This is a genomic window from Lysinibacillus sp. FSL P4-0201 (genome assembly GCF_038593425.1).
Taxonomy (GTDB): Bacteria; Bacillota; Bacilli; order Bacillales_A; family Planococcaceae; genus Lysinibacillus; species Lysinibacillus capsici.
Window position 1 is genome coordinate 3125674 of record NZ_CP151995.1, and the last position, 21222, is coordinate 3146895.

Below are 21222 nucleotides of genomic sequence, written 5' to 3' on the forward strand. Positions count from 1 at the left end.
TTCGTATAGTTAGAGAAGATCTCGGTCTCCCCTGCTATTTGGCTGCGATATTACGAGGAATTCTACATCTTCTTGTGAATCGTTTCGCATTTGATGTGGTAAATTTGGAGGTACTTCAATTCCCTCATGTTGCTTTAACTCAATTCTTTGGTCATTCAGTTCTATTGTAGCTGTGCCTGAAAGAACAAAGAAAAACTGCTGTGCATGATGGTGATAATGATTTACCTCAGCTGTTTGAGCAGGCATCCGCTCATGTATCACACTAAGCTCCTTATTTTGAACAAGATGCCAGCCATCACACTGTGCACCCCATTGATAGTGTTGTGCTAATGCTTTGTTAATTTTCATCCTTACACTTCCTTTCCTGCTTTAGAGGAGGGATATCCATCATTCTTGTCAATTTCCCTCATTCAATAAATTCAGCTAAGCTAATTTTCCTTTTTTGAAAATCTGCACGGATAGCCTGTAACTCGGCTTCTAACTTTAAGGCACCTGCTTCCACTCCCCTATAAATTACTAGCGGAGGCTGTTCTAAAGCCTTTCTCGCTTGTGAATAATCATAAGATAATAATTTTTTTAGCAACAATAATGTCTTTAGTTTATCTTTTCCTTCCCCAGTAATAGTTAGTTCATAGTACGCTACAGAACTTTCTTCAGGCAACATTTCTTCTAAACCAGGCGGAATCAGTACACTTTCAAGGAACAAAATTAAATTGTCATAAGCCATTGAAAAATGCCAATTGCCTGTTCCATGGGGAGCGGTAAAAACAGCCGTATCACCTCTTGATAGATCTAGACAATAGGGATCGCCTTCATCTGTGGCAATGACTAAATAATCATGTGGCCAATCCTCAATCATCTCATCTGTCACTGGATTATAATTATAGCCCTCCTGCCCACGTATTAAATCTCTTGCGCCATAGATATTTAGATTAATATAATCACCTGTAGCCCATGTAACCCTTTCAACAACATAATGTCTCAAAAAATAAACATACTCTGCTGGCAATGACCACCCACCATCCACAAATTGGCTAATATCCTCTTCTGATTGATGATAAAAAACCATGGGATAGGCTGACTCCCGCTCCTGAAGCTCATCAATAAAATCACGCATTTGCTGTAATACTGCATCGAGTTTCTTTTCTAAATCTTTCAATGGAATTCTCTCCTTTTGATGACCAAGTGTCTTTCTTGCATTTTAACATACCCCATCATTAACCAAATAAGGGGAACATGTTATAATCATTAAAATAGACTGGTAGTATGCATAACGTGAACAAAAATAACGGATGGGAGCGATCTGTCATGCAACATACGAATGAACAGATAATACAGCAAGCCAACACGGAATTTTTGAAAGCACTTCGCTATTTAGATTATGGCAAGGTAAAACAAGGGGAAGCATGTCTCAAACAAGCCACCCATTTGGCAAATCTGCTGAATGACCATATCACATTTATTCGTGCTGCCATTTGTTATGGAGAGTTGCTATGGCACGCTGAAAAATATGATGCCTCCGATCATTGGTTACAGCTGGCACTTGATCGATTGACCGCAGTACAGCAAGATATAAATGACTTACTAGATGTGGATGTGCAACGAGCTCGATCCCTACTAAACCACCAACGACATCCATTATAAGGAGCAAGCAATCATGAAATTACTTATTAGACGTCCAGAACAGTCGGACATCCAGGCGTTACACGAATTCTTTGATCTTGTCATTCGGGATACTTATAAAAAAGAAGGAATTGCCGAGCTAGTGGACGATCAACAGGATGAATGGGAAACGAAAAAACAGTATGTAGCAATGGACTTAGAAAGCCAGGGCAAAAAAAGATTTTTCTGGTTAGCTTTAAATGAAGAAACCAATGACATAATAGGCACTATCGAATGCGGTGAAGCCAACAAAATCATTCAACAAACGATCAAAGAGGAACTATTCAATTGTCTAGAAATCGGTACCGTTTTTGTTCATCCTGACTATCAAAATCGTGGGATCGGCACCATGCTACTAAAGAAAATGCTCGTAACGTTAGAAAATCGAAGGGTTCCTAGTTTTTGTTTAGATAGTGGATATAAACAAGCGCAAATGATCTGGCAGAAGAAATTTGGACAGCCTGATTTTGTCCTTGAAAACTATTGGGGAGCAAATAGTCACCATATGATATGGAAACGAACACTACCATTTCAAATATAGAAGTAAAAAATGCTCTATCAGATTACACAAGAACCTCTATGTAAAAAACAAATCTTTAGTCAATAACATGCTTTATGCATACAATATAAAACACTTTCCCAAATGATTTACAGGGTGTTATTAGGAATTACACATAAGGTTCGTGGTTTAGGGTATGACAAATTACAATGAATACTCAGTATGATTTCCACTTAGCTTTCAAGTGTTACCATCTGATGAAAATATCCTAATAAAAATTTACGGGACTCTCGATATGTGGGATAAGACTCTAAAAAAGACTTTAGATCAGTATGATGATTGATAAGCAATAAAGAGATTATAAATGCTAATACTTATTATGTTTGGAGGGGAATGAAATGTTAAAATTCATTGATGATTTAGCGGGTGCGGTTTTCGATGTTTTTATGTTGTTTTGTTATTTCTTTGCAGGCGTAATAATTGTAGGAGTACCCATTTTTTTATTAGCTAAGTTTTTCCTATTGTTTCACTAAATTTCAAACAGGTTGGTCGCACTATAAAAGGAATCACTATAAATAGTGATTCCTTTTATGACGAATACACTCAATATTAGGCTAAATATTTTGCTGCTAGTTCTCAGGTACTTATGGGCGAGACAATGCTATTATTTAATAAATTTATCATAGAACCGTTTGAGCATCGTTGCCATTTGTTGTCTTGTGAGTGTATCTGTAGGATTCATACACTTGCCATCGCCTCGTATAACTTCCTCTTCAATGGCCCACTCCCAATCTTCTTTATGTGCTGGTGATACCATAGCATTTGATTTTATCCCAACTAATAACTCTTTCATTTCAGTAAGTTCCTGTTTTAGTTGTTTATTTTCTTTCTTTAATTCTTCATACTGAGACAATGATATTTCCTTCTTCTTATCAGTATTTGTGAACCAGGATAAAGACTTAGATCCATTTAATTGGTTTAAATCTACAGTTCCTTTAATACCTGCTATAATCCCTTTGTCTGTGTACTGCCATAAGTCACAAGCAAAGTTTGGCTTTAGTCCAGGTGAGCTAGAGCCACTATAGCGAGGAATCCACAGGAAATCATAATTTTTAACGGTATCCATCAGATAAGGTTTGTAAAAATGATGGCCTGTATATAGCCCGACTTTTACAGCCTTACTTTTTAAATAATCAATAAACACCTGTGTGCCTTGTACGATATTTTGGACACTAGCACCAAAGCTTTCTTCGATATCTACAACATAAAATAGCGGATTATAGTTTTTTGCTCTGTTATAGAAGTCTTTTGCTTGTTCCAATGCCTCAGTATCATTTTTAAAGGTAACATAAATATAAACACCAAAAGGTACCTTGTACTTCATACAAGCTTCTATATTTTGAACGTATTTACGGTCAATTGTGCTTGTACCATATTGAGTGCGGATGATAGCCAAATCAACATCTTTAACCGCTTCAGACCAATCAATATCTCCTTGATGATGTGAAATGTCTATGATATAACTCATACAATTTTCTCCTCCCTAAAAATAGTAAATAAATTGTGAATAGCGACAAACCCATTGCTTCAAGCATTCTTTAGAATCATTCATTAAATAAAGTTATGTAGATTATTTTAGTCCTTATAGGTTCTTCATTTACCGATTTTTAGTGGTCAGATAATTAATAAGACAGAGCACATTTCACATAGTCGAATTAACTCTAAAAAATTAGCAGCTTTATATCAAATATTTACTTTGTAATTAAGTGCTAATTCATCCCCAGGTAACCCTCTTATTCCCCAATTATGTTTAGGCGTTTCAAAAATTGTAATTTCAACATCTTGAGGTGAAATATTTAATTTGTTATTTATGCGTTCAAATAGTAGCTTTACTAATTGTTTTTTAGCTTGAATCGTTCTACCTTCAAACATACTAATTTCTATTATTGTATATGATTCAGTTCTTTCACTTGCAAAATAAAAATCCTCTTTGTCCATAGGAAAAAAGCGATGAAATTTCTTATCTAATGGATATTCAAGTGCGTCCACCATACAAGAATGGATAATATTCGATAATGTTTCCTTAATGGGATTTAACCTTCCCTTAACACCATAAATTTTAATTTGTCCCAACGACCTCTCACCTTTCTTGACTTACTAATCTAAACTCAACTACCAAATACTGTTCTATAACGATATTATAAAATTCTTCAACATGACCATCAAGCTAATTCTATGCTTGGTTTCATTTAAACAATCACCCAATCTATTCATGAAACAAATGTGAACTATTTAAACCAACAATCCCAAAGTAATAACTCTACTTAACTGTGACCATAATTAACTGCAATACGCTGCAAGCTCAGGTAGAAACAGTTATCCAAATAGTACACATTCTGTTGTTCCAATCTGATAAAGAAATAGATATAAAATATATTATTGTTGATGACAAACTAACGTTTGAAGTTGTGGGTACCTATATACCTTAAAGCTCCAGGAAATGAAAGAGAGAGTGAGAGAAGCTCAGGACATACTGTTGCTTCGTTAGTTTCTACACCACTACATTTAAATAAATGAAAAGGAAGAACCTTAAATTACAAACCACTCAATATTAAATGAGCACCTCATCATTACTATTCAATTTCAAAAATGACCCAAACTTTATATCTACCTTCAATACTATTTTCTGTATAAACTCTACACTCTTTTATAGAAGCTAATCTAAAAGCAAGCGAATAGGCTATTTTGTAATCTGGAGTATCATATCCGTTGTAAATTCTTCCATATATTTCATTTGCAATTGAATCTGCCCAGGTGTCAGCTTCATATAGAGTATCGAAAAGTATTTCTTCTCTGTTCCATTTAATAGTCATGTCATAAACTCCTACATAGTAATAGAAATAATCTAGATGAATGTATTGTTAGGGATTTGAATTCCATATTTCAAGCAAGTAGCTACGGAGCGTTTCGAAAATCTTTATATTGCACTTTGATAATAATTTGATTTTTCCAAAAATTGAAGAGATTGCAATTACAAAGGGCTATTATTATAAAATTATATGAAAGTACTATAAAATTATTTCTAATATTGAGAAAAGGTGGAAGTGATATGATTTCAATATACAAATCATTAATATTAGCGGTGGTAATAGGGTTATACGTATATATAGCCAGTAAAAGTGAAAATAGCGTGCTTCTAAATTTTGTCATACTTTATATGATAATTTCAATAGTTTATTTATTATTTAGAAAAATTGAAAAAGAAAAAAGTAAGGAAAGATAACTTAATTAAAAGTAAGAGATTCGAGACCTTTGAAAAGATTCACTGTAAACTATCTGAAAAAAAGCAGAGGATAGTAGCCAAAACAAAAAATGCCCAAGTACTCAATTAAAAACAAGTAACTGGGCATTATTATGACTAATTACTACGTTGTGTATGTATTATACCATTTTGAAGAGTTAAATAATGGTTGTTTCGGAATCAAAGGAAGCACCAAATTTTATTCCGAAGTTCCTCTTTTTTATATGCATTTATCATATTACCGATTACCTTTTCCAACACAATTTTCAATAAGCTCGCAGAAATGCTCATTATATTTTTCTATAGGTCATGTTTCTTCTCTGAACACGGTGACATGAAGGTGGAAGAAAACATTGAAGCCCCCACAACAGAGTGGTCTTAATTGGCAGGTTTCTAAACATCATTTCCATGAATAATTCAAGATTTTTATCAAATTCTTTTATTAATTTATGACCTCTTTAAAGCCTATTCGATGTATGATAAGACGATAGCCAGAGTATCCTTCTTCGTCTAGAAACTCCTCAAATTCTCCATAGACAATTATAGGTGTATTGTTTTTATAAGCGTTCTGCATGTTTCTGATAATTTTTTCTTTCACGTCAGGGTTAGCGCTCTGAAAGTGACAATTTATAAGCTCAGAGTATTTACTTAGATAAAAAGATAGAGTGCCATCACTATGTTTTTCGAGTCCATCTGGAGGATTACCAGCTGTCCACAATAAAGTTTTACGCATTGCATAATAAGCTTTCTCCATTCCTAGTTCTGTAAGCATGACATTTATATATGTATCTTGCTCCTCAAAAGTAGAGTCCAGCTCTAACGTATCAAGACGTATTTCTCCTACGTTGTCATAATTTTCAAAACTAGAATCTTCTCCGTCTAAAATGTCCGACTCTTTAAGTTCTACTACAGTTGATTGATTTTCGCCGATAGCAGTATGCTCAGGTGGTGGAATCATATAAACTGAGCCGCCCCGTTCCTCTATTCTTTCTTTCGCTGCCTCCAGGCTGTCCTCACTGAACATAGACTCTACTAGTTCTTGCGTATGAATTTCCTTTTCAACTTCGCCCATAGACTCTTCTTCTGTCTCTGAACTACACCCTGCAATAATTACAAATAAAAGTGCGACAATTGTTATAATAACGCTTTGTATTTTCATATTACATACTCCTCCCTCTAGTTCAATTTTGTTCGAACTCTTTTAATAATACCTCAAATAAAGTTTATTTGGATAACTATTTCCATTTATTATAAAAGCCAATTCTCCAAATTAGGTCTATTTATATTTTTTGGAATACTATCACTTATATTTAATCAATTATTAAAAGTTACTGAACGTTTTTTATATGGGGTTTCTTTTATATGAAATGCATGATTAGACTTCATATTAGACCGCTTCCCAGCCTTGCTATAGGTTTGATGGGGAAAAATTTAAGACCACCCATTTTGGAGTGGTCTTTTATGGTGTATTTAATTAAAGCATTCCGTTAGTTGAATAAGTAAATCTGTCTTGCGTAGGAATCCCAATCTTTATTATCAGTATTTATTTCAATTGTAGGTATGATTGAATTTTCAGCTTGACTCCTATACTCTTGTTGTTGGTCTAATAATAATTCACACGCTAATTTCTTTTCTTGCATGGTTTTCCCTTCCCATTCATTGGGATTTCTACTACTTATTCTTTCCTCTAAATTCTCTGGTGATACAGTTAACAAAGTACATCTTGCTCCCATTCCAAGTAACTGGGCTTCTAATTCCTTAATTTCATCTGATATTGAATGAGAAAATGCTACTCGATGATTTAAATGAAACCTTTCCAAAATAAAGAATAAGCCTTTTGAACGTTGAGTTTGTCCAATTTCTCTTGACCAATTATTTAACATTTTCAACATCGTGACTCTTTCTCTTAAGACTTGTAAGTGTTCCTCTCGACTTAACGACTTTAATTCACCATTTACTTTGTGTAATACTTGCGAATAATGCTCACTGAGAACTATGACACTACGTTCGGCATCATCACTTGCGTGAAGTTGTTTCAACGCTTTTAAGACTGATGTTTTTCCAGCATTCGAATAGCCTTCTAAGATTATCCCTCTAAAATCACTCATTTTCTCCCCCTAATTAATGTAATCTCTATCTAAATAAGGACTGTAGAATTATTTACGGTTGTTAAACTAACCTGCTCCGTTTGCCATCCATGTAACACAAAATCAATACAACACCATAGAAAATGTAAGATTTTCACGTTCTTTCATTGGAGTTTAACAACACTTCTTTCTTTATGTATGACTCTCTGAAAAACAAAAATAACGGTAATGCCAGCGATAAACCAACTGTAAACAAAGTTAATAGACATATCCACTTTTCTTTAATGTTATACTTTCTTGACTCATTAAACATAAAGATTATAAAAACAAAGCATGAAATAAAAAAGTCAACAGCGAAGAAGGTCGATATCGAGTTTGCAAATAATAAATCTACTAATAACCCTAAATCAAATCCGTTTTTGTTCAAGAATTGCACCAAAAAATAATACGGGAATACTGTGCCGATAATCGCAAATAACAAGTACACTTTTCTCATTTACATTAAACTTCCCCTCTCTATATGATTTTCACAAATAATATACTTCTTAATCTCTTTCAGTTTAATCATACCTCATAAAAAATAATTTAAATAAATATTTCCATATATGATAATTAATTATAGATTAACATTTAAAATATTAATATATAAACTATATATTCCAAGAGAATATTGTGAATTATGTCTAACACTAAGAAAAGGTGGATTGATTATGAATTCATATATAAGCCATTAATTTTAGCGGTGGTAGTAGGGGGATATGTATATATAGCCAGCAAAAGTGATAATAATGTGATACCAAATTTTGTCATACTTTATCTTATAATTACAATAGTTTATTTATTATTCAGAAAAATTAAAGAGAAAAGAAAAAGAGTAAGGAGAAGATAACTTAATTAAAAGTAGGAGATTCGAGACTCTGTGAAAAGATTCACTGTAAATTAGCCAACTACCTGAAAAAAAGTAGCTGATAGTAGCCAAATACCCAGGTACTCAATAAATACGAGTATCTCGGCATTATTATTAACGATGCTAATTGAAAATGGACAACCAATAAAAACAGTTCAAAAAGATTAGGACATAGCAGATCAGCAATTACTGAAGACCGCTATGTCCATTTAACACAGAAGATGGCAAGAGATGCTGCCGATATTTTTGATTCCATCGCTAAAGATTTTTAAATTGCTTGCACAATTTCAATGCAGTGGCAAATCGGTGGCAATCTCCACCTAACTGATACAAATCTATTTGCTTAAACCCTTATAAACCCCTATAAACCCTGTTATATCAATATTACTTCGAATCATCCATCTTCAGCACAGCCATGAATGCCTCTTGAGGGACTTCGACTGAGCCTACTTGTTTCATACGTTTTTTACCTTCTTTTTGTTTATCAAGAAGTTTTCGTTTACGGGAAATATCTCCCCCGTAACATTTCGCTAATACGTTTTTACGGATGGCTTTAATTGTTGAACGCGCCACGATTTTTTGTCCAACTGCTGCTTGAATTGGTACTTCAAATTGTTGGCGTGGGATTAATTCTTTTAATTTTTCTACGATGATTTTACCTCGATCGTAGGCAAAGTCACGATGTACGATAAAGCTTAGGGCATCGACTTGCTCACCATTTAATAAAATATCCATTTTCACTAATTTCGATGGCTGGTAACCAATAAGTTCATAGTCGAATGAAGCATAGCCCTTTGTATTTGATTTTAAATAGTCAAAGAAATCATAGACAATTTCTGATAATGGCATTTCATAAATAATACTTACACGCGATGTATCAATATAATCCATCGTCATGAAATTACCACGCTTCATTTGACAAAGTTCCATAACCGCTCCCACATAATCATTTGGTACCATGATTGTTGCTTTCACATATGGTTCCTCGACACGATCGATTTTTTGAGGGTCTGGCATAAAGGAAGGATTATCGACTTTCAGCTCAGTACCATCTGTCATATGAACATTGTAAATTACGGAAGGTGCTGTTGTAATTAAGTCGATATTAAATTCACGCTCAATACGCTCCTGAATAATTTCCATATGTAGTAATCCTAAGAATCCACAGCGGAAACCAAAACCAAGTGCTTGCGATGTCTCTGGCTCATATTGTAGAGCAGAATCATTTAACTCTAGCTTTTCTAACGCTTCACGTAAATCATTGTATTTGGCTGTATCGATTGGATACAAACCACAGTAGACCATTGGGTTTAAGCGACGATAACCAGCTAATGGCTCAGCTGCAGGACGGTTTGCATAGGTTACAGTATCCCCTACACGTGTGTCCCCTACATTTTTGATAGATGCGGTTAAGTAACCTACATCACCCACTGTTAACTCAGCCTGTGGCACAACTTTTGGTGTATGTACCCCAACTTCAATAACCTCGAATTCCGCACCTGTTGCCATCATGCGAATTTTATCGCCAGGCTTAACAGTACCATTGATGACACGAATCGAAATGATAACACCTTTATAGGCATCGTAAACAGAGTCAAAAATTAAAGCTTGTAGTGGTGCATCTGGATCACCAGTTGGCGCTGGTACCTTCTCTACGATTTGCTCTAAAATATCCTCGATACCAATACCTGCTTTCGCAGACGCTAATACTGCTTCAGAGGCATCTAATCCAATAACGTCTTCTACTTCTTGACGTACACGTTCAGGGTCAGCTGCAGGTAAATCAATTTTATTGATTACAGGTAAAATTTCTAAATCATTGTCAAGTGCTAAGTAAACATTTGCTAGTGTTTGTGCTTCAATACCTTGTGCTGCGTCCACAACTAATATGGCACCCTCACAAGCAGCTAAACTACGTGATACTTCATATGTGAAATCGACGTGTCCTGGTGTGTCGATTAAATGAAATGTATACACTTCGCCGTCTTTTGCTTCGTACTTTAATTGAACTGCATTTAACTTAATTGTAATGCCTCGCTCACGCTCTAAATCCATTGAGTCGAGGAGCTGTGCCTTCATCTCACGGGAAGTTAAAGATTTTGTTTGCTCTAAAATACGGTCAGCAAGCGTTGATTTCCCATGGTCAATATGTGCAATAATAGAGAAATTTCGTATATTCTCTTGTCGTTTTAAACGTGCTTCTCGGTTCATCTTTTCCACTCCTAATTAAACTATAATGAATTATACTATGAACATAACGCAAAGTACAACAGCAACTAGACTTGAAAGCCTATAATATCAATACTTTCAGTGTTTCATGTCGTTTTTAAATTTTACAGTATTAAGTATATAAATGCAGACAAATCAGCTATAGTAGTACTCGATGTGTAGCAGTTGAAATGAAAATGTGTCTACTCGACATGAGGAGAGATTCGATGGATGAATCTTCGCCTGATCAACCAAGAAAAGCACGCTATCTCCAAAAGATATCATCATTCATATTGCTAAAAAGCGTGAACACAATCCCATTTTTTTAAACCTAAACTATGATTAGTAAAAGAAAGAATGGACATCGCACCATCTTCCATATAATGGGACAGGTCAAATATCAAGCTTACCATACAGGAACAACTAATAGAATAAATATAGGTAGAGCAAATAGCTCCCTTTCTAAGATATAGAAAAAGTCAGCTACGCAGACAAAACTGTGTATACTGACCTTTTTTATTTTATTTATTTAAGGCTTGTTGAATGAGCTTTGTTAAAACTTCTATCCCTTTTTTCTCTAAATGTACACCGTCAGGGGCAAAGTATTCAGGGTGATTGATTGCTGCTGCATGCCAGTCAATTAGTGTTATTCGCTCATGTTCCTGTGCTTTTTGCAGTAAAGCTTCATTCACCTTTGCTTCCCAAGATCGCGGCACACGTGTATTCACTAGATAAATATCGGCATTTGAAAAAGCTTCAAGGAGTGCATCCATTTGGTCAGTCGTAAAATAACCATTTGTCCCCAATTGTAGAATGACAGCATGATTAGGTTGATTAAAACTTGCATAATTTGGTGCAAGTTTTACAGCTTGCGAAACTTGACGGCCTATTTTTCCATCGATTGTAATAGTCGGATACATATTATGTAAGCTCGGTGCAATATCAATCATTAGGGAGTCACCAATGGCTAGTATGCCACGATAAAACTCATCCTTTTCAGGCTCTATAATGGTGTTATTTTCTTCTTGCTTAGGTGTTTCTATCTTTTGAACATCTTCTACTCCCTCATCCTTACTTTGAGAAGGCTTGTCGGTAGAGGCTTCAGCTTGTTTGTCCTGCTTGTTCAGATTGGCTGTAGGCTCTTCGCCATTAATTTTTATCGTTGTTGGCAGCGTTTTAGATGGGTTTTGCTGACTTTCACCCACTACACCTGTCATGCCTGTGAAAAATACAAGCAGAAAAAGAGGAACCATAACCGTTGATATTTTTCGTGGAAAAGTAAGGCTTCCCCACTTGTTTTTATTACAAATCAGATATTTTTGACAATAGACTCGGAACCCTTCTTTCCGGATGGGCATCTCAATGAAGCGATAGGATAGCTCTGCAATCATCAGGATTAGTAAAAGCTGCAGGAATATTCGCCAATAGGAAGGATTACCAATTTCATGAATGGGTGTCCCTAAAACCATGACAGGATAATGCCATAGATAAATGCCGTAGGAACGAGAGCCTATCCAACATAATGGCTTCCATGCTAATATTTTTCCTAGTATGCTGACCGGATGAGAAATACATGCAATCAAAACGGCAGCATTCAAGCAAAATAAAAACATGCCTCCTCTATAAAGAAAGGATTGATATTCATCCACATACACTATGCTTACTAAAAAAATAGTAAGTGCAATGAAACTCATAATATTTAGTTTCTTCACATGGTTCGCTGATAATTTTTGAGAAGATAGTCGTTTCATTGGCCAAACAAGTGCTAGCCAACAGCCTATTAATAATTCAAAACAACGTGTGTCCGTTCCATAATAAACACGACTAGGATCAGCGCCTGGCTGATAGAGTAATGCCATTACGAATGCTGAACAAAGGGCACCACAAAAGATGATATTTGCTAGTTTATTTTGTTTTTTAACAACAAAAAGTCCAATCATTAAGAGCAATGGCCATATCAAGTAAAATTGTTCTTCAATAGCTAATGACCATAGGTTTTTTAAAGGTGATGGAGAACCGAAACTATCAAAATAAGAGAGTTTATGAAAAATGAACCACCAATTACTTGAATAAAAAATGGAGGACAATGCATCCCCGCGCAAAGTATGGAGAAGCTCTTTATGAAAGAGCATTGCCCAAACAAATGATGTAACAATCATAACGTAGGCAGCTGGTAGTAGCCTTCTAAATCGTCCCACCCAAAATTTCTTTAGGCTGACTGTTAATTGATTGCCCTTTAAAGGTAAGATGGTAGAGGTGATTAAATAGCCCGATAATACAAAGAAGATATCTACTCCTAAAAAGCCACCTCTAGCCCAACTGAAGTTAAAATGATAAGCAATAACTGCTAATACAGCCAATGCTCGAATCCCGTCTAGTCCAGGAATATAACGATGATTTAATGACTTGCCTGACATACTATTCCTTCCTTCAATAATCTCTCAATTTCGTTTCGGTATAATGTGTTGGTTTTTTCTAGCTGTACAAAGTAGAAGTCAATCTAAAAGCGCTGTCACAATCTGTAATAACCGCACACGGCTTTGGTTATATGATGTTAGTTACATCCAAATGCTACAAGGAGTATCGCTTTTTGAAGGTATTCCCTTCTGCATCAAGATAAAACCTGTTGTCACGTAATAGAACCTTTTGGATTGATAACCATCCCCTCTCTATTATTTTTGCTTATTCACTTATATGTTTGACGATTGAAATACGATAAAAGTTTGAGAGAAAAATGAAACGTTATCATTTTTAGTCTTCTAAAAATTCATATGTATATTTGCTATAGAGGCATTCCCAAAAATGGTATATACTCCAAAAGTAAGTTTGCTTTATTTGCATATGCCTTCATTTAACGTTTTATCATGAAATTCGCGAGCCAACTTGAAAATTATAAGACAAGAATGGAGCAATGGAAAGACAATTAATGAGAATTATATCTGGAAATTTTATTATCATACAATATTAAAAAAGTGAGCCCACAAAGAGTCCCACTTTTTAATATGATTGGTCTATTTTGTTGAATCATTGACAAACGCTTTTGATATTGCCTTACCAATTACAGCAATCGTACGATTAACCTCTTCCTCAGTATTACCAATTCCACCAATCTCAATAATCATCATTTGCTTTGCTAAATCCTGATTGTATCGCCCATCAACCCCATCACCACTTTTAGAAATAACCCCTTTGGAAATTTTTGGAACGATGGCATTTAGTGTGGATGATAAACTTTCAGCATAGGCTGTATTCCAGCGGTAATTAGCATGTTCTGCCCCAACAACAATAGCGATTTTCGCATAATTTTCCCCATTATATGAGATCGTTGTAAGATCATGTTTTAATGAGTCACGATGTAAATCAACTATTAAATCATAATTATTTGTTTCTAAATGCTTACTTAAATATGGCCTCATCACATTATAAGATTCATGATAGCCTTTACCTTCTTCTTGTAATTTCTTCATAATATCTACATCAAGAACATCCGTCTTTAAACCATTTACATTAAAATGATTCACAATCTTATCCTTCAGGCTCATAATATTGACCGTTTCATGAGAAGTCGCTACCTTACCACTCACTGCTTTCACCATAGGTTCATATGCTTCATGCGTATGGGTAAATAACACTAACACTTTAAATGGGTCCGGGTCTAGGGCTTGATCTGGTTCAGGTTCTTTCGTTTGTTCCAGTACACTTTGTTCAGCTAAATTGGTAGCAGCAAACACGACTTGCTTATCTTCTGATTGTTTGATCGGAGTCGATGCTTGCTTGTTGAACGGAAGTTGCCCAGCAATGACAGGTAATACGAAAAAGAACAATAATATACCAAATGACCATTGTAGTTTTTTTAGCAAAGTCACACCCTCCTCCCCATATCGTATGGAGAGGGGATGTTAATTAGAACGAAAATAAATTTCTTGTTTTACGCATAAATAAACGTGTTTTAGAAGGACTACTCTAAGCGCTGTTTCTTCATTATTTTATAAATCACTTGCCCAATTCATTAGCATAGAAGCCACTAATTTTGCATAGCGATCAATCCAATAGTCTGCTTCTTTTGGTGTAACCATCAGTTGTGTGTGGGAGCCAGCGAAGGTTTCCTCAAACAGCTGCTGCCGCTCCTCCTTCGTCCATGTCGCCCATTCTCCAAATATAGGTTGTACTAATGTCATATCCAGTTCCTTGTTGATATCTGGTTGCCATGAGGATAATGAAAGCTTCGATGACGGTTTACTGCGTTCAGCCACGCGAGCAGCTATCGAACGGAGCATAGTTTCTACCGCATCCGCAATTAATACAGGTGCATCTACTACAGTAGGGATCCCTATTGCTGTTACGGGAATGCCAAGCATCTCATAGGAAATCTCTTGCCGTTGATTGCCTACTCCTGAACCTGGATGTATGCCTGTATCTGTTAATTGAATCGTTTTACAGAGTCGATTACTCGCTCTTGTAGCAAGTGCATCTACTACAATGATTAATTTCGGTTGCAAACGTTCAGCAATAGCAGCCACAAACTCACCAGTTTCGTAGCCTGTTTGTCCTGTTACACCAGGAGCATACATGACAAATTTTTCATCAATGACATCTAAACTATGCAAATGGTCAATTAAATAGGGACCTATTGCATCGGGTGTAATAGTGCGATTTCCTAAACCGACTATTAAAATTTTATCGTCTTCTTGCCAAGAAAGTGCGTCATGCATTTTTTTGAAATTTACAAGCAATTCTTTTTCAAGTTGTGCAAAGCCTTCTTGATCTTCTAATGTTAGTGTCGGGACAGAAAGGGTAATATATTGCCCTTCTTTTTTACCAATTTGCTTTTCCCCTTCAGCATCTACAAGAACATCTGTAATTTTTACTCTACCAGCATTCCGATCTTCAATTTGAATGCCACTTGATTGTTCAAGCTTTTCTTTTTGCTCTTTGGTCTGATGGACAACTACCTCTTCTGATTCATCGATTAAATCTGTTCGTTGCCAATTAAAATTTTGCATACAGTTCACCTCAAGCTGTAGTTTGTTCAAACTGTCAAGTAAATATTCTTTGCATTTATCTATTGCAATTTGGCCAAGCGTTTGTTAAAATGATTTTTGTTGTATTGACACAAGAAATCAATGAGAAGATATCATCTCGTACCTAATTTAGGAGGTGAAATATATGCCAAACATTAAATCTGCGATTAAACGCGTAAAAGTTAACGAAAAAGCTAACATTGCTAATTCTCAAGCTAAATCTGCAATGCGTACTACAGTGAAAAAAGCTGAAAACGCTGTTGCTGCTAACGCTGAAAACAAACAAGAACTTTTACAAGCAGCTTTCAAATCTTTAGATAAAGCAGCTTCAAAAGGACTTATCCACAAAAACGCGGCGGCTCGTAAAAAGTCTCGCCTTGCTAAAAAAGCGTAATTGTTTAAAGGATCAGATACTCTATTAGGAGTAGCTGATCTTTTTAATTTTATAGAGAACATAAAAAGCTGCCCTTATTGGACAGCTTTCTTTGCCTATAGTTGGCGCAATAAAAATAGCTCTAGATAGCGCTCTCGATTTCCACCAGACGATTTTAGCTGTAAATCAACCTCTGCTAATTGATATAATGCCCGTAGCAAATTTTCTTCTGAAGGCCGATGCCGTTGCTCAATCATAAGTTTGACGCGATACGGATGAATTTTTAAATTTTTAGCGATTTGTTGAGGGTGATAACCTTTTTTCAATAAATAAAAAACATTTGACATGGTACGAACATTGGATGCTAGCAAGCCCACTAACATAATAGGTTCTTGTTTTTGTCGCAATAAATCATGATAGATAGACAAGGCTCCGACAGAGTCATTTGCCAAATATGCGTTAAGCATTTTAAAGGCATCTTGCTCTAATGTTTTTGCCACCAAATCCTCCACTAAAGAAGTTGTAATTTCGCCACCTTCACCTAAATAAAGGGTTAGCTTGTCAATTTCCATCTGTAATTGTAGCATGTTGGCTCCGACCATCGTAACAAGCAATTCAATAGCATCTTGTGTAATGCTATTACCTTGTGTTTTGACAATGCCTTGAATCCATACGGCTAAATCCTGCTCTTTTGGTGTTTCTGCTTGTACAAATAATGCATGCTCTTTCATCATTTTAGTCACTTTTTTGCGCTCATCCAATTTTTCATAAGGAGCAATAAAAACCGTTACGGAAAAATCAGAAGGATTCGACAACCATGTTTCCAATCGTTTCACATCATGATCGATTTTTTCCTTCCCTTTCTCGGTTGCTTTTAAAAACGAAGCATTTTTAGCAATAATAAGCTTACGTTCTGAGAAAAAAGGAATGGTATCTGCTTCATCCATGACTGCATCTACTGGTACTTCTTCTAAATCAAATGTCGACATCTCCAGATCTTCTTCTGGACCCAATGCCTCTTTTAAACGTTTAATGGTTTCATCTATAAAATAGCTTTCTTCACCAACAAGCAAATATACTGGTGCAAGCTCACCTTTTTTTATTGTATTCCAAACCGTTGAAATCATAATTTCCCCTCCATCTAGCAATACTATTAGTATACATGATTTCATAGTCCTTTGTGTCTTTGACCGAATTGTGTCGATTCCTTGCCAGACGGGGAAATCACCTTTTCGATATAGCTTTTATGACCATGTTGTCTTATAATAAATAACAGAATTGGAGGGATAACAATGAATCCATTTGAAGGAAAAAACATACAATGTCGACGTAACGATGCCATCGATTCTGGTGTTGGCTTCGGTGTATCATTTGGCGTTTTCACGCTTATGTTTATTATTGCAACTATAGTAGAATTTGTATCACAGTAATTGGACTTATGCAGGAGAAGGGCCTTGGTCATTGGACAAGGCCCTTTTCATTTACGCTAACGGACCAGCGATTATCACGAATACGTATTTCGATTGATCCATTCACCCCTGTTGTCCATGTCACTAAATCTCTACTGACAAAACGTTGTACTACTTCTTCATGTGGATGACCATAACGATTATGGAGACCTGCACTAAAAACCGTTAATTGGGGCTGTAGCAGCTCGACAAAAGCTTCTGTGCTTGATGTCTTACTCCCATGATGCCCTGCCTTCAGCAATGTGAGATTGGCCAATAAAGGTCCATAACGCTTGATCAGCTGTTGTTCGCCATATTGCTCCAAATCCCCTGTAAATAACGCTGTAAACGCCTTTTGCTGCATGTACAGGACAAGAGAATCATCATTTCCCTCATACAAGGCGTCATCAGGCCATAAGTAATAAAAATCTGTATCCCCTACATGCCACGATGTCCCCTTCATTTTTTCTTTAATAGGAATATGTCGCTTATTTGCTTCTCGCAATAAATCATCCATTAAAGGCTCATTCAATGAACCAGGTGTAACGTGTATTTCCTTCATGTTAATCTCATGTAAGACTTCCTCTGCTCCCTCAATATGATCTGCGTCTGCATGCGAAGCAATAAAAATATCGATAGTTCGTATACCCTTGCCTTTTAAAAATGGGACCACGACTTGCTTCCCTACCTCATAAGGACTATCTGCTTTCTTCCACGATGCCTGCTCAAAGCGCAATACTCCACCTGTATCTATAACATAGACAGCACGTCTAAAAGGCAATTCAATGACAATACTATCTCCTTGTCCTACATTTAAAAAGGTAATCTTTGTTGCGTTATACAACATGGGTGCTAAATGAATCCAAATAACAGGGATGACAAGGATCAAAATAGCTTTCCTGAACCTTTTTATTTCCAAATAATAGAAACTTACTAAAACACTTAACATCGCCACGCAACTTAGCCAAATAGATGGTTTGCCTGGTGACCATAATTGCCAAGGAAGCTCTTGCATATAAAAGATTACTTCGGTCAGCCAATTACGTAGTGGTTCATAGCCAGCAAATAGGACATTAGCAAATGGTAAAGAAAGATAAGATAGCACAAAGGCAATCATGTTAAAGGGTAATATAATAAAGGAAAACAGTGGAACAAAAACAATATTGACAAAAAACGAGGATAAAGATAATTCATAAAAATGATGGAGTAATAGTGGGTAAACGAGCAGTTGGCACACGAATGTGATAAAAAAAGAACGACCTAGCCAAGTTCTTGTCTGCTTAAAAATAATACCAGAATAAAGAAGACTAGCGGTTGCTAAATAGGATAGCTGGAAACCAATTTGGAAAATAACACCTGGCTCAAGCAAAACAAAGCCTATAAAGCTAATAGCTAATGCATCATCGATCGAAAGAACCCACTTAAAAAAGCGCAGTAACATCATCAATTCTACTACAGAAACAGCACGCCATACGGAAGGTGCTCCCCCTGCAATGACTCCATAAACCGGTAAGAGGATCAATAGCACGACAGTAGCCATTTCCTTGCGAACTCTTATTCTAAGTAATCCTTCAAAAAAGAGCCAAGACATCAGCGCGACATGTAGCCCAGAAATCGCAAATAAATGGGTAATACCAAGCTTTTGATAGGCACGCTGCAGTTCATCCTCCATCTGATCTTGCACCCCTATTAAAAGTGCTTGAGCCTCTGCTACAAGTGATTTTGGAAAAGTCCTCTCTATATGCTTTTTCATTTTGTGTCTTACTTCGGCAAGAATAGTGAAGATGGAGGTTCGTTTTCCTACATAATGCCAATTCGTGATTTCAACAACGCCTGTTGCTCCTTTGCTCGTTAAATAGTTTGACATGGAAAAGGCATAAGCATGGGCAGATGGAGAGGGAGTCACGAGTTCACCTTTTGCAGAATACGTCATTCCAGTTAATGAGGTATTTTCATAAAAATTTTTCTCTTGTTCCGAGGAAAAGGTATAAACTACGTAAAGTTTTTGGCCATTTGTTGTTGTAGCAAACCCACGGAGTTTTTGCCCGTTTATTTTATAGTCACTTGACCAAGTTATAGGGAAGGTTGACGGTAAAGGGGAAGGTTCCGTCAGATGATTGATAGAAAGGAAAAAATAAGTTAGTAGACCACTAGTTAGCACAAAAATTGCAAGAAAACGTGACTCACCTTTTATGGTGAGCCACAGGACTAGTAGCAGTAAAAAAATGAGTAGCCATGCTGATTTGTATACTGCAATAGCAGCTATCAATACAGCAAGAGCTACCATAATCCATCTATGCTTTAAAGCTTGATGCCAAATAATGCACTCACCTTCTGTTCATATGGGAGCAATTTTTCAGCAGATACCCCACTCTCGCGAAGCTCGTGCAGCATTTCTGTATACAAAGCTAGTTTGTCATCTCGTAAAAAATCAATTTTACGTTCATCAAAGGGTACATGAACTACTTCCACTCCAGCTTTTGCAAATAACTCCTGTGCATATGGATTATTTTTATAATCCGTTGCGTAATACACACGTTCTATGCCAGCTTGAATGATAGATTTTGTACATGGTAAACATGGAAAATGTGTTACATACAAATCAGCACCTTTTGTCGGTGTTCCATATTTAGCACATTGCAGTAAGGCATTCATTTCAGCATGCACGGTACGGACGCAATGATTATCAACCACATAGCACCCTTTTTCGATACAATGCTCGTCCCCTGTAATGGAACCGTTATAACCACCTGCAATGATGCGTTTGTCCCGTACAACAGTTGCTCCTACAGCTAGTCTTGTACATGTACTACGTAATGCGAGTAAATGGCTTTGTGCCATAAAAAATTGATCCCAAGTAATTCGCTCCATATGACTACCTCCAAAAATTGTCTAACTAATTAACTTTCTCTTGCTTTTCTACTACAGTGTAGCCCTTTTAGAAAAGGGGCGTCAATATACCATCCTGTAAAAGCATTACTTTACAGTAATCGCATCCTTTAGCTTTTCAAATGTTTTATCACCAATACCACTAACATTTTTTAAGTCATCTATGGTTTGAAACTGCCCATTTTCCTCTCGATACGTAAGGATACTTTGTGCTTTAGAAGGACCGATTCCTGGCAATGTTGCTAACGTTGCTACATCAGCTTTATTGATATTAATCTTTTGCTCCTTATTAGTCTCAGTAGGTAGCGTTAACAGAGAAGAGGCTCCTTCCTCTAGCTGTTCGCCTTTGATAGGAATATAGATTACCATTTCATCCTGTACCTTTTGGGCATGATTGATAAATTGTGTGTCAGCATTCTCTGTATAGCCACCAGCAAGCTGTACAACATCTTTTATACGTTGGTCTTGCTCAAGTTCATAAACGCCTGGATACATTACAGCACCCTTTATTTCCACAAATACCTGCTGCAAAACCGCTTCCTCAGCAGATTCACTCAAATTTTTTTCTTCAATAGGTTGGATTGTTTCGATGAGCTCTTCTTGGGGAGGTGAAGAGTCAGAACTCGAAAAATAGAAGTAACAAAGTCCACTGACGACTAGTATGCTGGGGAATAACATACTTTTTTTGTACTTTTGCCATAAAGATTGTAGCACAGTACCATCCTTTCCTTGCGAAAGGTCATCATATGGAGTTATATATATCTTACACTATGGATGGGTGGTTGAAAATGATAAAAAAACGTCAGAAGTTTCAATTTACCTGTTGA

21 protein-coding genes are annotated in these 21222 nt (G+C 36.2%); 5 read left to right on the top strand and 16 right to left on the bottom strand.

Features of this window, described 5'->3' with window-relative positions:
• Positions 1-9: 9 nt before the first annotated feature.
• Together MKY76_RS15715 and MKY76_RS15720 are read right to left on the bottom strand one after the other, a co-directional pair.
• Complete coding sequence (locus MKY76_RS15715; RefSeq protein WP_112118197.1) at positions 10-348, bottom strand: cupin domain-containing protein; 339 nt, start codon at positions 346-348, stop codon at positions 10-12.
• Positions 349-406: 58 nt separating this feature from the next.
• Positions 407-1159: an SMI1/KNR4 family protein gene (locus MKY76_RS15720; RefSeq protein ID WP_342556837.1), complete on the bottom strand. Its 753-nt coding sequence runs from the start codon at positions 1157-1159 to the stop codon at positions 407-409.
• Between the two features lie 149 nt (positions 1160-1308).
• Here MKY76_RS15720 and MKY76_RS15725 point away from each other — a divergent pair, with 149 nt between their 5' ends.
• The 3 genes from MKY76_RS15725 (at position 1309) to MKY76_RS15735 (ending at position 2694) form a co-directional block, all read left to right on the top strand.
• Positions 1309-1644 carry a hypothetical protein gene (locus MKY76_RS15725; protein WP_103118461.1) on the top strand — a complete coding sequence of 112 codons (336 nt, stop codon included), beginning with the start codon at positions 1309-1311 and terminating at the stop codon, positions 1642-1644.
• 10 nt (positions 1645-1654) lie between these two features.
• Positions 1655-2203 (top strand): GNAT family N-acetyltransferase, encoded by a 549-nt coding sequence (locus MKY76_RS15730; RefSeq protein ID WP_342557914.1) that lies wholly within the window; start codon positions 1655-1657, stop codon positions 2201-2203.
• A gap of 356 nt (positions 2204-2559) precedes the next feature.
• On the top strand, positions 2560-2694 hold the full coding sequence (locus MKY76_RS15735; RefSeq protein WP_004226973.1) for a hypothetical protein: 135 nt from the start codon (positions 2560-2562) through the stop codon (positions 2692-2694).
• A gap of 131 nt (positions 2695-2825) precedes the next feature.
• Here the strand turns inward: MKY76_RS15735 and MKY76_RS15740 are convergent, their stop codons facing one another.
• The 10 genes from MKY76_RS15740 to gpr form a co-directional block, all read right to left on the bottom strand.
• On the bottom strand, positions 2826-3689 hold the full coding sequence (locus tag MKY76_RS15740; protein ID WP_342556838.1) for a GH25 family lysozyme: 864 nt from the start codon (positions 3687-3689) through the stop codon (positions 2826-2828).
• A 215-nt stretch (positions 3690-3904) separates the two neighbouring features.
• Positions 3905-4294 (bottom strand): tautomerase family protein, encoded by a 390-nt coding sequence (locus MKY76_RS15745; protein WP_036076271.1) that lies wholly within the window; start codon positions 4292-4294, stop codon positions 3905-3907.
• A gap of 500 nt (positions 4295-4794) precedes the next feature.
• Positions 4795-5028 (bottom strand): hypothetical protein, encoded by a 234-nt coding sequence (locus tag MKY76_RS15750; RefSeq protein WP_175400704.1) that lies wholly within the window; start codon positions 5026-5028, stop codon positions 4795-4797.
• An 876-nt stretch (positions 5029-5904) separates the two neighbouring features.
• The gene (locus MKY76_RS15755; RefSeq protein WP_048392161.1) at positions 5905-6621 is read right to left on the bottom strand and encodes a hypothetical protein; all 717 of its coding nucleotides are present in this window, start codon (positions 6619-6621) and stop codon (positions 5905-5907) included.
• A gap of 328 nt (positions 6622-6949) precedes the next feature.
• A complete protein-coding gene (locus MKY76_RS15760) occupies positions 6950-7570 on the bottom strand; it encodes an AAA family ATPase (protein ID WP_036076269.1) in 621 nt (206 codons plus the stop codon).
• A gap of 133 nt (positions 7571-7703) precedes the next feature.
• Positions 7704-8045 (bottom strand): DUF2834 domain-containing protein, encoded by a 342-nt coding sequence (locus tag MKY76_RS15765; RefSeq protein WP_081011009.1) that lies wholly within the window; start codon positions 8043-8045, stop codon positions 7704-7706.
• 795 nt (positions 8046-8840) lie between these two features.
• Complete coding sequence (lepA, locus tag MKY76_RS15770) at positions 8841-10667, bottom strand: translation elongation factor 4 (protein ID WP_004226914.1); 1827 nt, start codon at positions 10665-10667, stop codon at positions 8841-8843.
• Positions 10668-11185: 518 nt separating this feature from the next.
• Complete coding sequence (locus tag MKY76_RS15775) at positions 11186-13081, bottom strand: acyltransferase family protein (RefSeq protein ID WP_342556839.1); 1896 nt, start codon at positions 13079-13081, stop codon at positions 11186-11188.
• A 594-nt stretch (positions 13082-13675) separates the two neighbouring features.
• On the bottom strand, positions 13676-14530 hold the full coding sequence (spoIIP, locus tag MKY76_RS15780; RefSeq protein ID WP_225340378.1) for a stage II sporulation protein P: 855 nt from the start codon (positions 14528-14530) through the stop codon (positions 13676-13678).
• A gap of 120 nt (positions 14531-14650) precedes the next feature.
• Positions 14651-15667 carry a GPR endopeptidase gene (gene gpr / locus MKY76_RS15785; protein WP_048392158.1) on the bottom strand — a complete coding sequence of 339 codons (1017 nt, stop codon included), beginning with the start codon at positions 15665-15667 and terminating at the stop codon, positions 14651-14653.
• Positions 15668-15830: 163 nt separating this feature from the next.
• Here gpr and rpsT point away from each other — a divergent pair, with 163 nt between their 5' ends.
• Positions 15831-16079 (top strand): 30S ribosomal protein S20, encoded by a 249-nt coding sequence (rpsT, locus tag MKY76_RS15790; RefSeq protein ID WP_004226906.1) that lies wholly within the window; start codon positions 15831-15833, stop codon positions 16077-16079.
• A 95-nt stretch (positions 16080-16174) separates the two neighbouring features.
• Here rpsT and holA read toward each other — a convergent pair whose 3' ends face one another.
• Positions 16175-17185, bottom strand: coding sequence for a DNA polymerase III subunit delta (gene holA / locus MKY76_RS15795; RefSeq protein WP_257960637.1), 1011 nt, complete (start codon positions 17183-17185; stop codon positions 16175-16177).
• Between the two features lie 165 nt (positions 17186-17350).
• Here holA and MKY76_RS15800 point away from each other — a divergent pair, with 165 nt between their 5' ends.
• Positions 17351-17488, top strand: coding sequence for a YqzM family protein (locus MKY76_RS15800; protein WP_004226902.1), 138 nt, complete (start codon positions 17351-17353; stop codon positions 17486-17488).
• Positions 17489-17516: 28 nt separating this feature from the next.
• On the opposite strand, the gene MKY76_RS15805 is transcribed toward MKY76_RS15800, so the two are convergent.
• From MKY76_RS15805 to MKY76_RS15815, 3 genes are all read right to left on the bottom strand, one after another.
• On the bottom strand, positions 17517-19793 hold the full coding sequence (locus tag MKY76_RS15805) for a DNA internalization-related competence protein ComEC/Rec2 (RefSeq protein ID WP_342556840.1): 2277 nt from the start codon (positions 19791-19793) through the stop codon (positions 17517-17519).
• A gap of 14 nt (positions 19794-19807) precedes the next feature.
• On the bottom strand, positions 19808-20377 hold the full coding sequence (locus MKY76_RS15810; protein ID WP_004226897.1) for a ComE operon protein 2: 570 nt from the start codon (positions 20375-20377) through the stop codon (positions 19808-19810).
• Positions 20378-20482: 105 nt separating this feature from the next.
• A complete protein-coding gene (locus MKY76_RS15815) occupies positions 20483-21109 on the bottom strand; it encodes a helix-hairpin-helix domain-containing protein (RefSeq protein WP_315056896.1) in 627 nt (208 codons plus the stop codon).
• Between the last annotated feature and the right edge of the window lie 113 nt (positions 21110-21222).

Excerpts from the sequence above, each read along its gene's own strand:
- MKY76_RS15810 (WP_004226897.1), bottom strand. The coding sequence starts at position 20,377 with ATGGAGCGAATTACTTGGGATCAATTTTTTATGGCACAAAGCCATTTA.
- rpsT (WP_004226906.1), top strand. The coding sequence starts at position 15,831 with ATGCCAAACATTAAATCTGCGATTAAACGCGTAAAAGTTAACGAAAAA.
- MKY76_RS15800 (WP_004226902.1), top strand. The coding sequence starts at position 17,351 with ATGAATCCATTTGAAGGAAAAAACATACAATGTCGACGTAACGATGCC.
- gpr (WP_048392158.1), bottom strand. The coding sequence starts at position 15,667 with ATGCAAAATTTTAATTGGCAACGAACAGATTTAATCGATGAATCAGAA.
- MKY76_RS15715 (WP_112118197.1), bottom strand. The coding sequence starts at position 348 with ATGAAAATTAACAAAGCATTAGCACAACACTATCAATGGGGTGCACAG.
- MKY76_RS15765 (WP_081011009.1), bottom strand. The coding sequence starts at position 8,045 with ATGAGAAAAGTGTACTTGTTATTTGCGATTATCGGCACAGTATTCCCG.
- MKY76_RS15735 (WP_004226973.1), top strand. The coding sequence starts at position 2,560 with ATGTTAAAATTCATTGATGATTTAGCGGGTGCGGTTTTCGATGTTTTT.
- MKY76_RS15760 (WP_036076269.1), bottom strand. The coding sequence starts at position 7,570 with ATGAGTGATTTTAGAGGGATAATCTTAGAAGGCTATTCGAATGCTGGA.
- MKY76_RS15755 (WP_048392161.1), bottom strand. The coding sequence starts at position 6,621 with ATGAAAATACAAAGCGTTATTATAACAATTGTCGCACTTTTATTTGTA.
- holA (WP_257960637.1), bottom strand. The coding sequence starts at position 17,185 with ATGATTTCAACGGTTTGGAATACAATAAAAAAAGGTGAGCTTGCACCA.
- MKY76_RS15725 (WP_103118461.1), top strand. The coding sequence starts at position 1,309 with ATGCAACATACGAATGAACAGATAATACAGCAAGCCAACACGGAATTT.
- MKY76_RS15775 (WP_342556839.1), bottom strand. The coding sequence starts at position 13,081 with ATGTCAGGCAAGTCATTAAATCATCGTTATATTCCTGGACTAGACGGG.
- lepA (WP_004226914.1), bottom strand. The coding sequence starts at position 10,667 with ATGAACCGAGAAGCACGTTTAAAACGACAAGAGAATATACGAAATTTC.
- MKY76_RS15740 (WP_342556838.1), bottom strand. The coding sequence starts at position 3,689 with ATGAGTTATATCATAGACATTTCACATCATCAAGGAGATATTGATTGG.
- MKY76_RS15805 (WP_342556840.1), bottom strand. The coding sequence starts at position 19,793 with ATGGTAGCTCTTGCTGTATTGATAGCTGCTATTGCAGTATACAAATCA.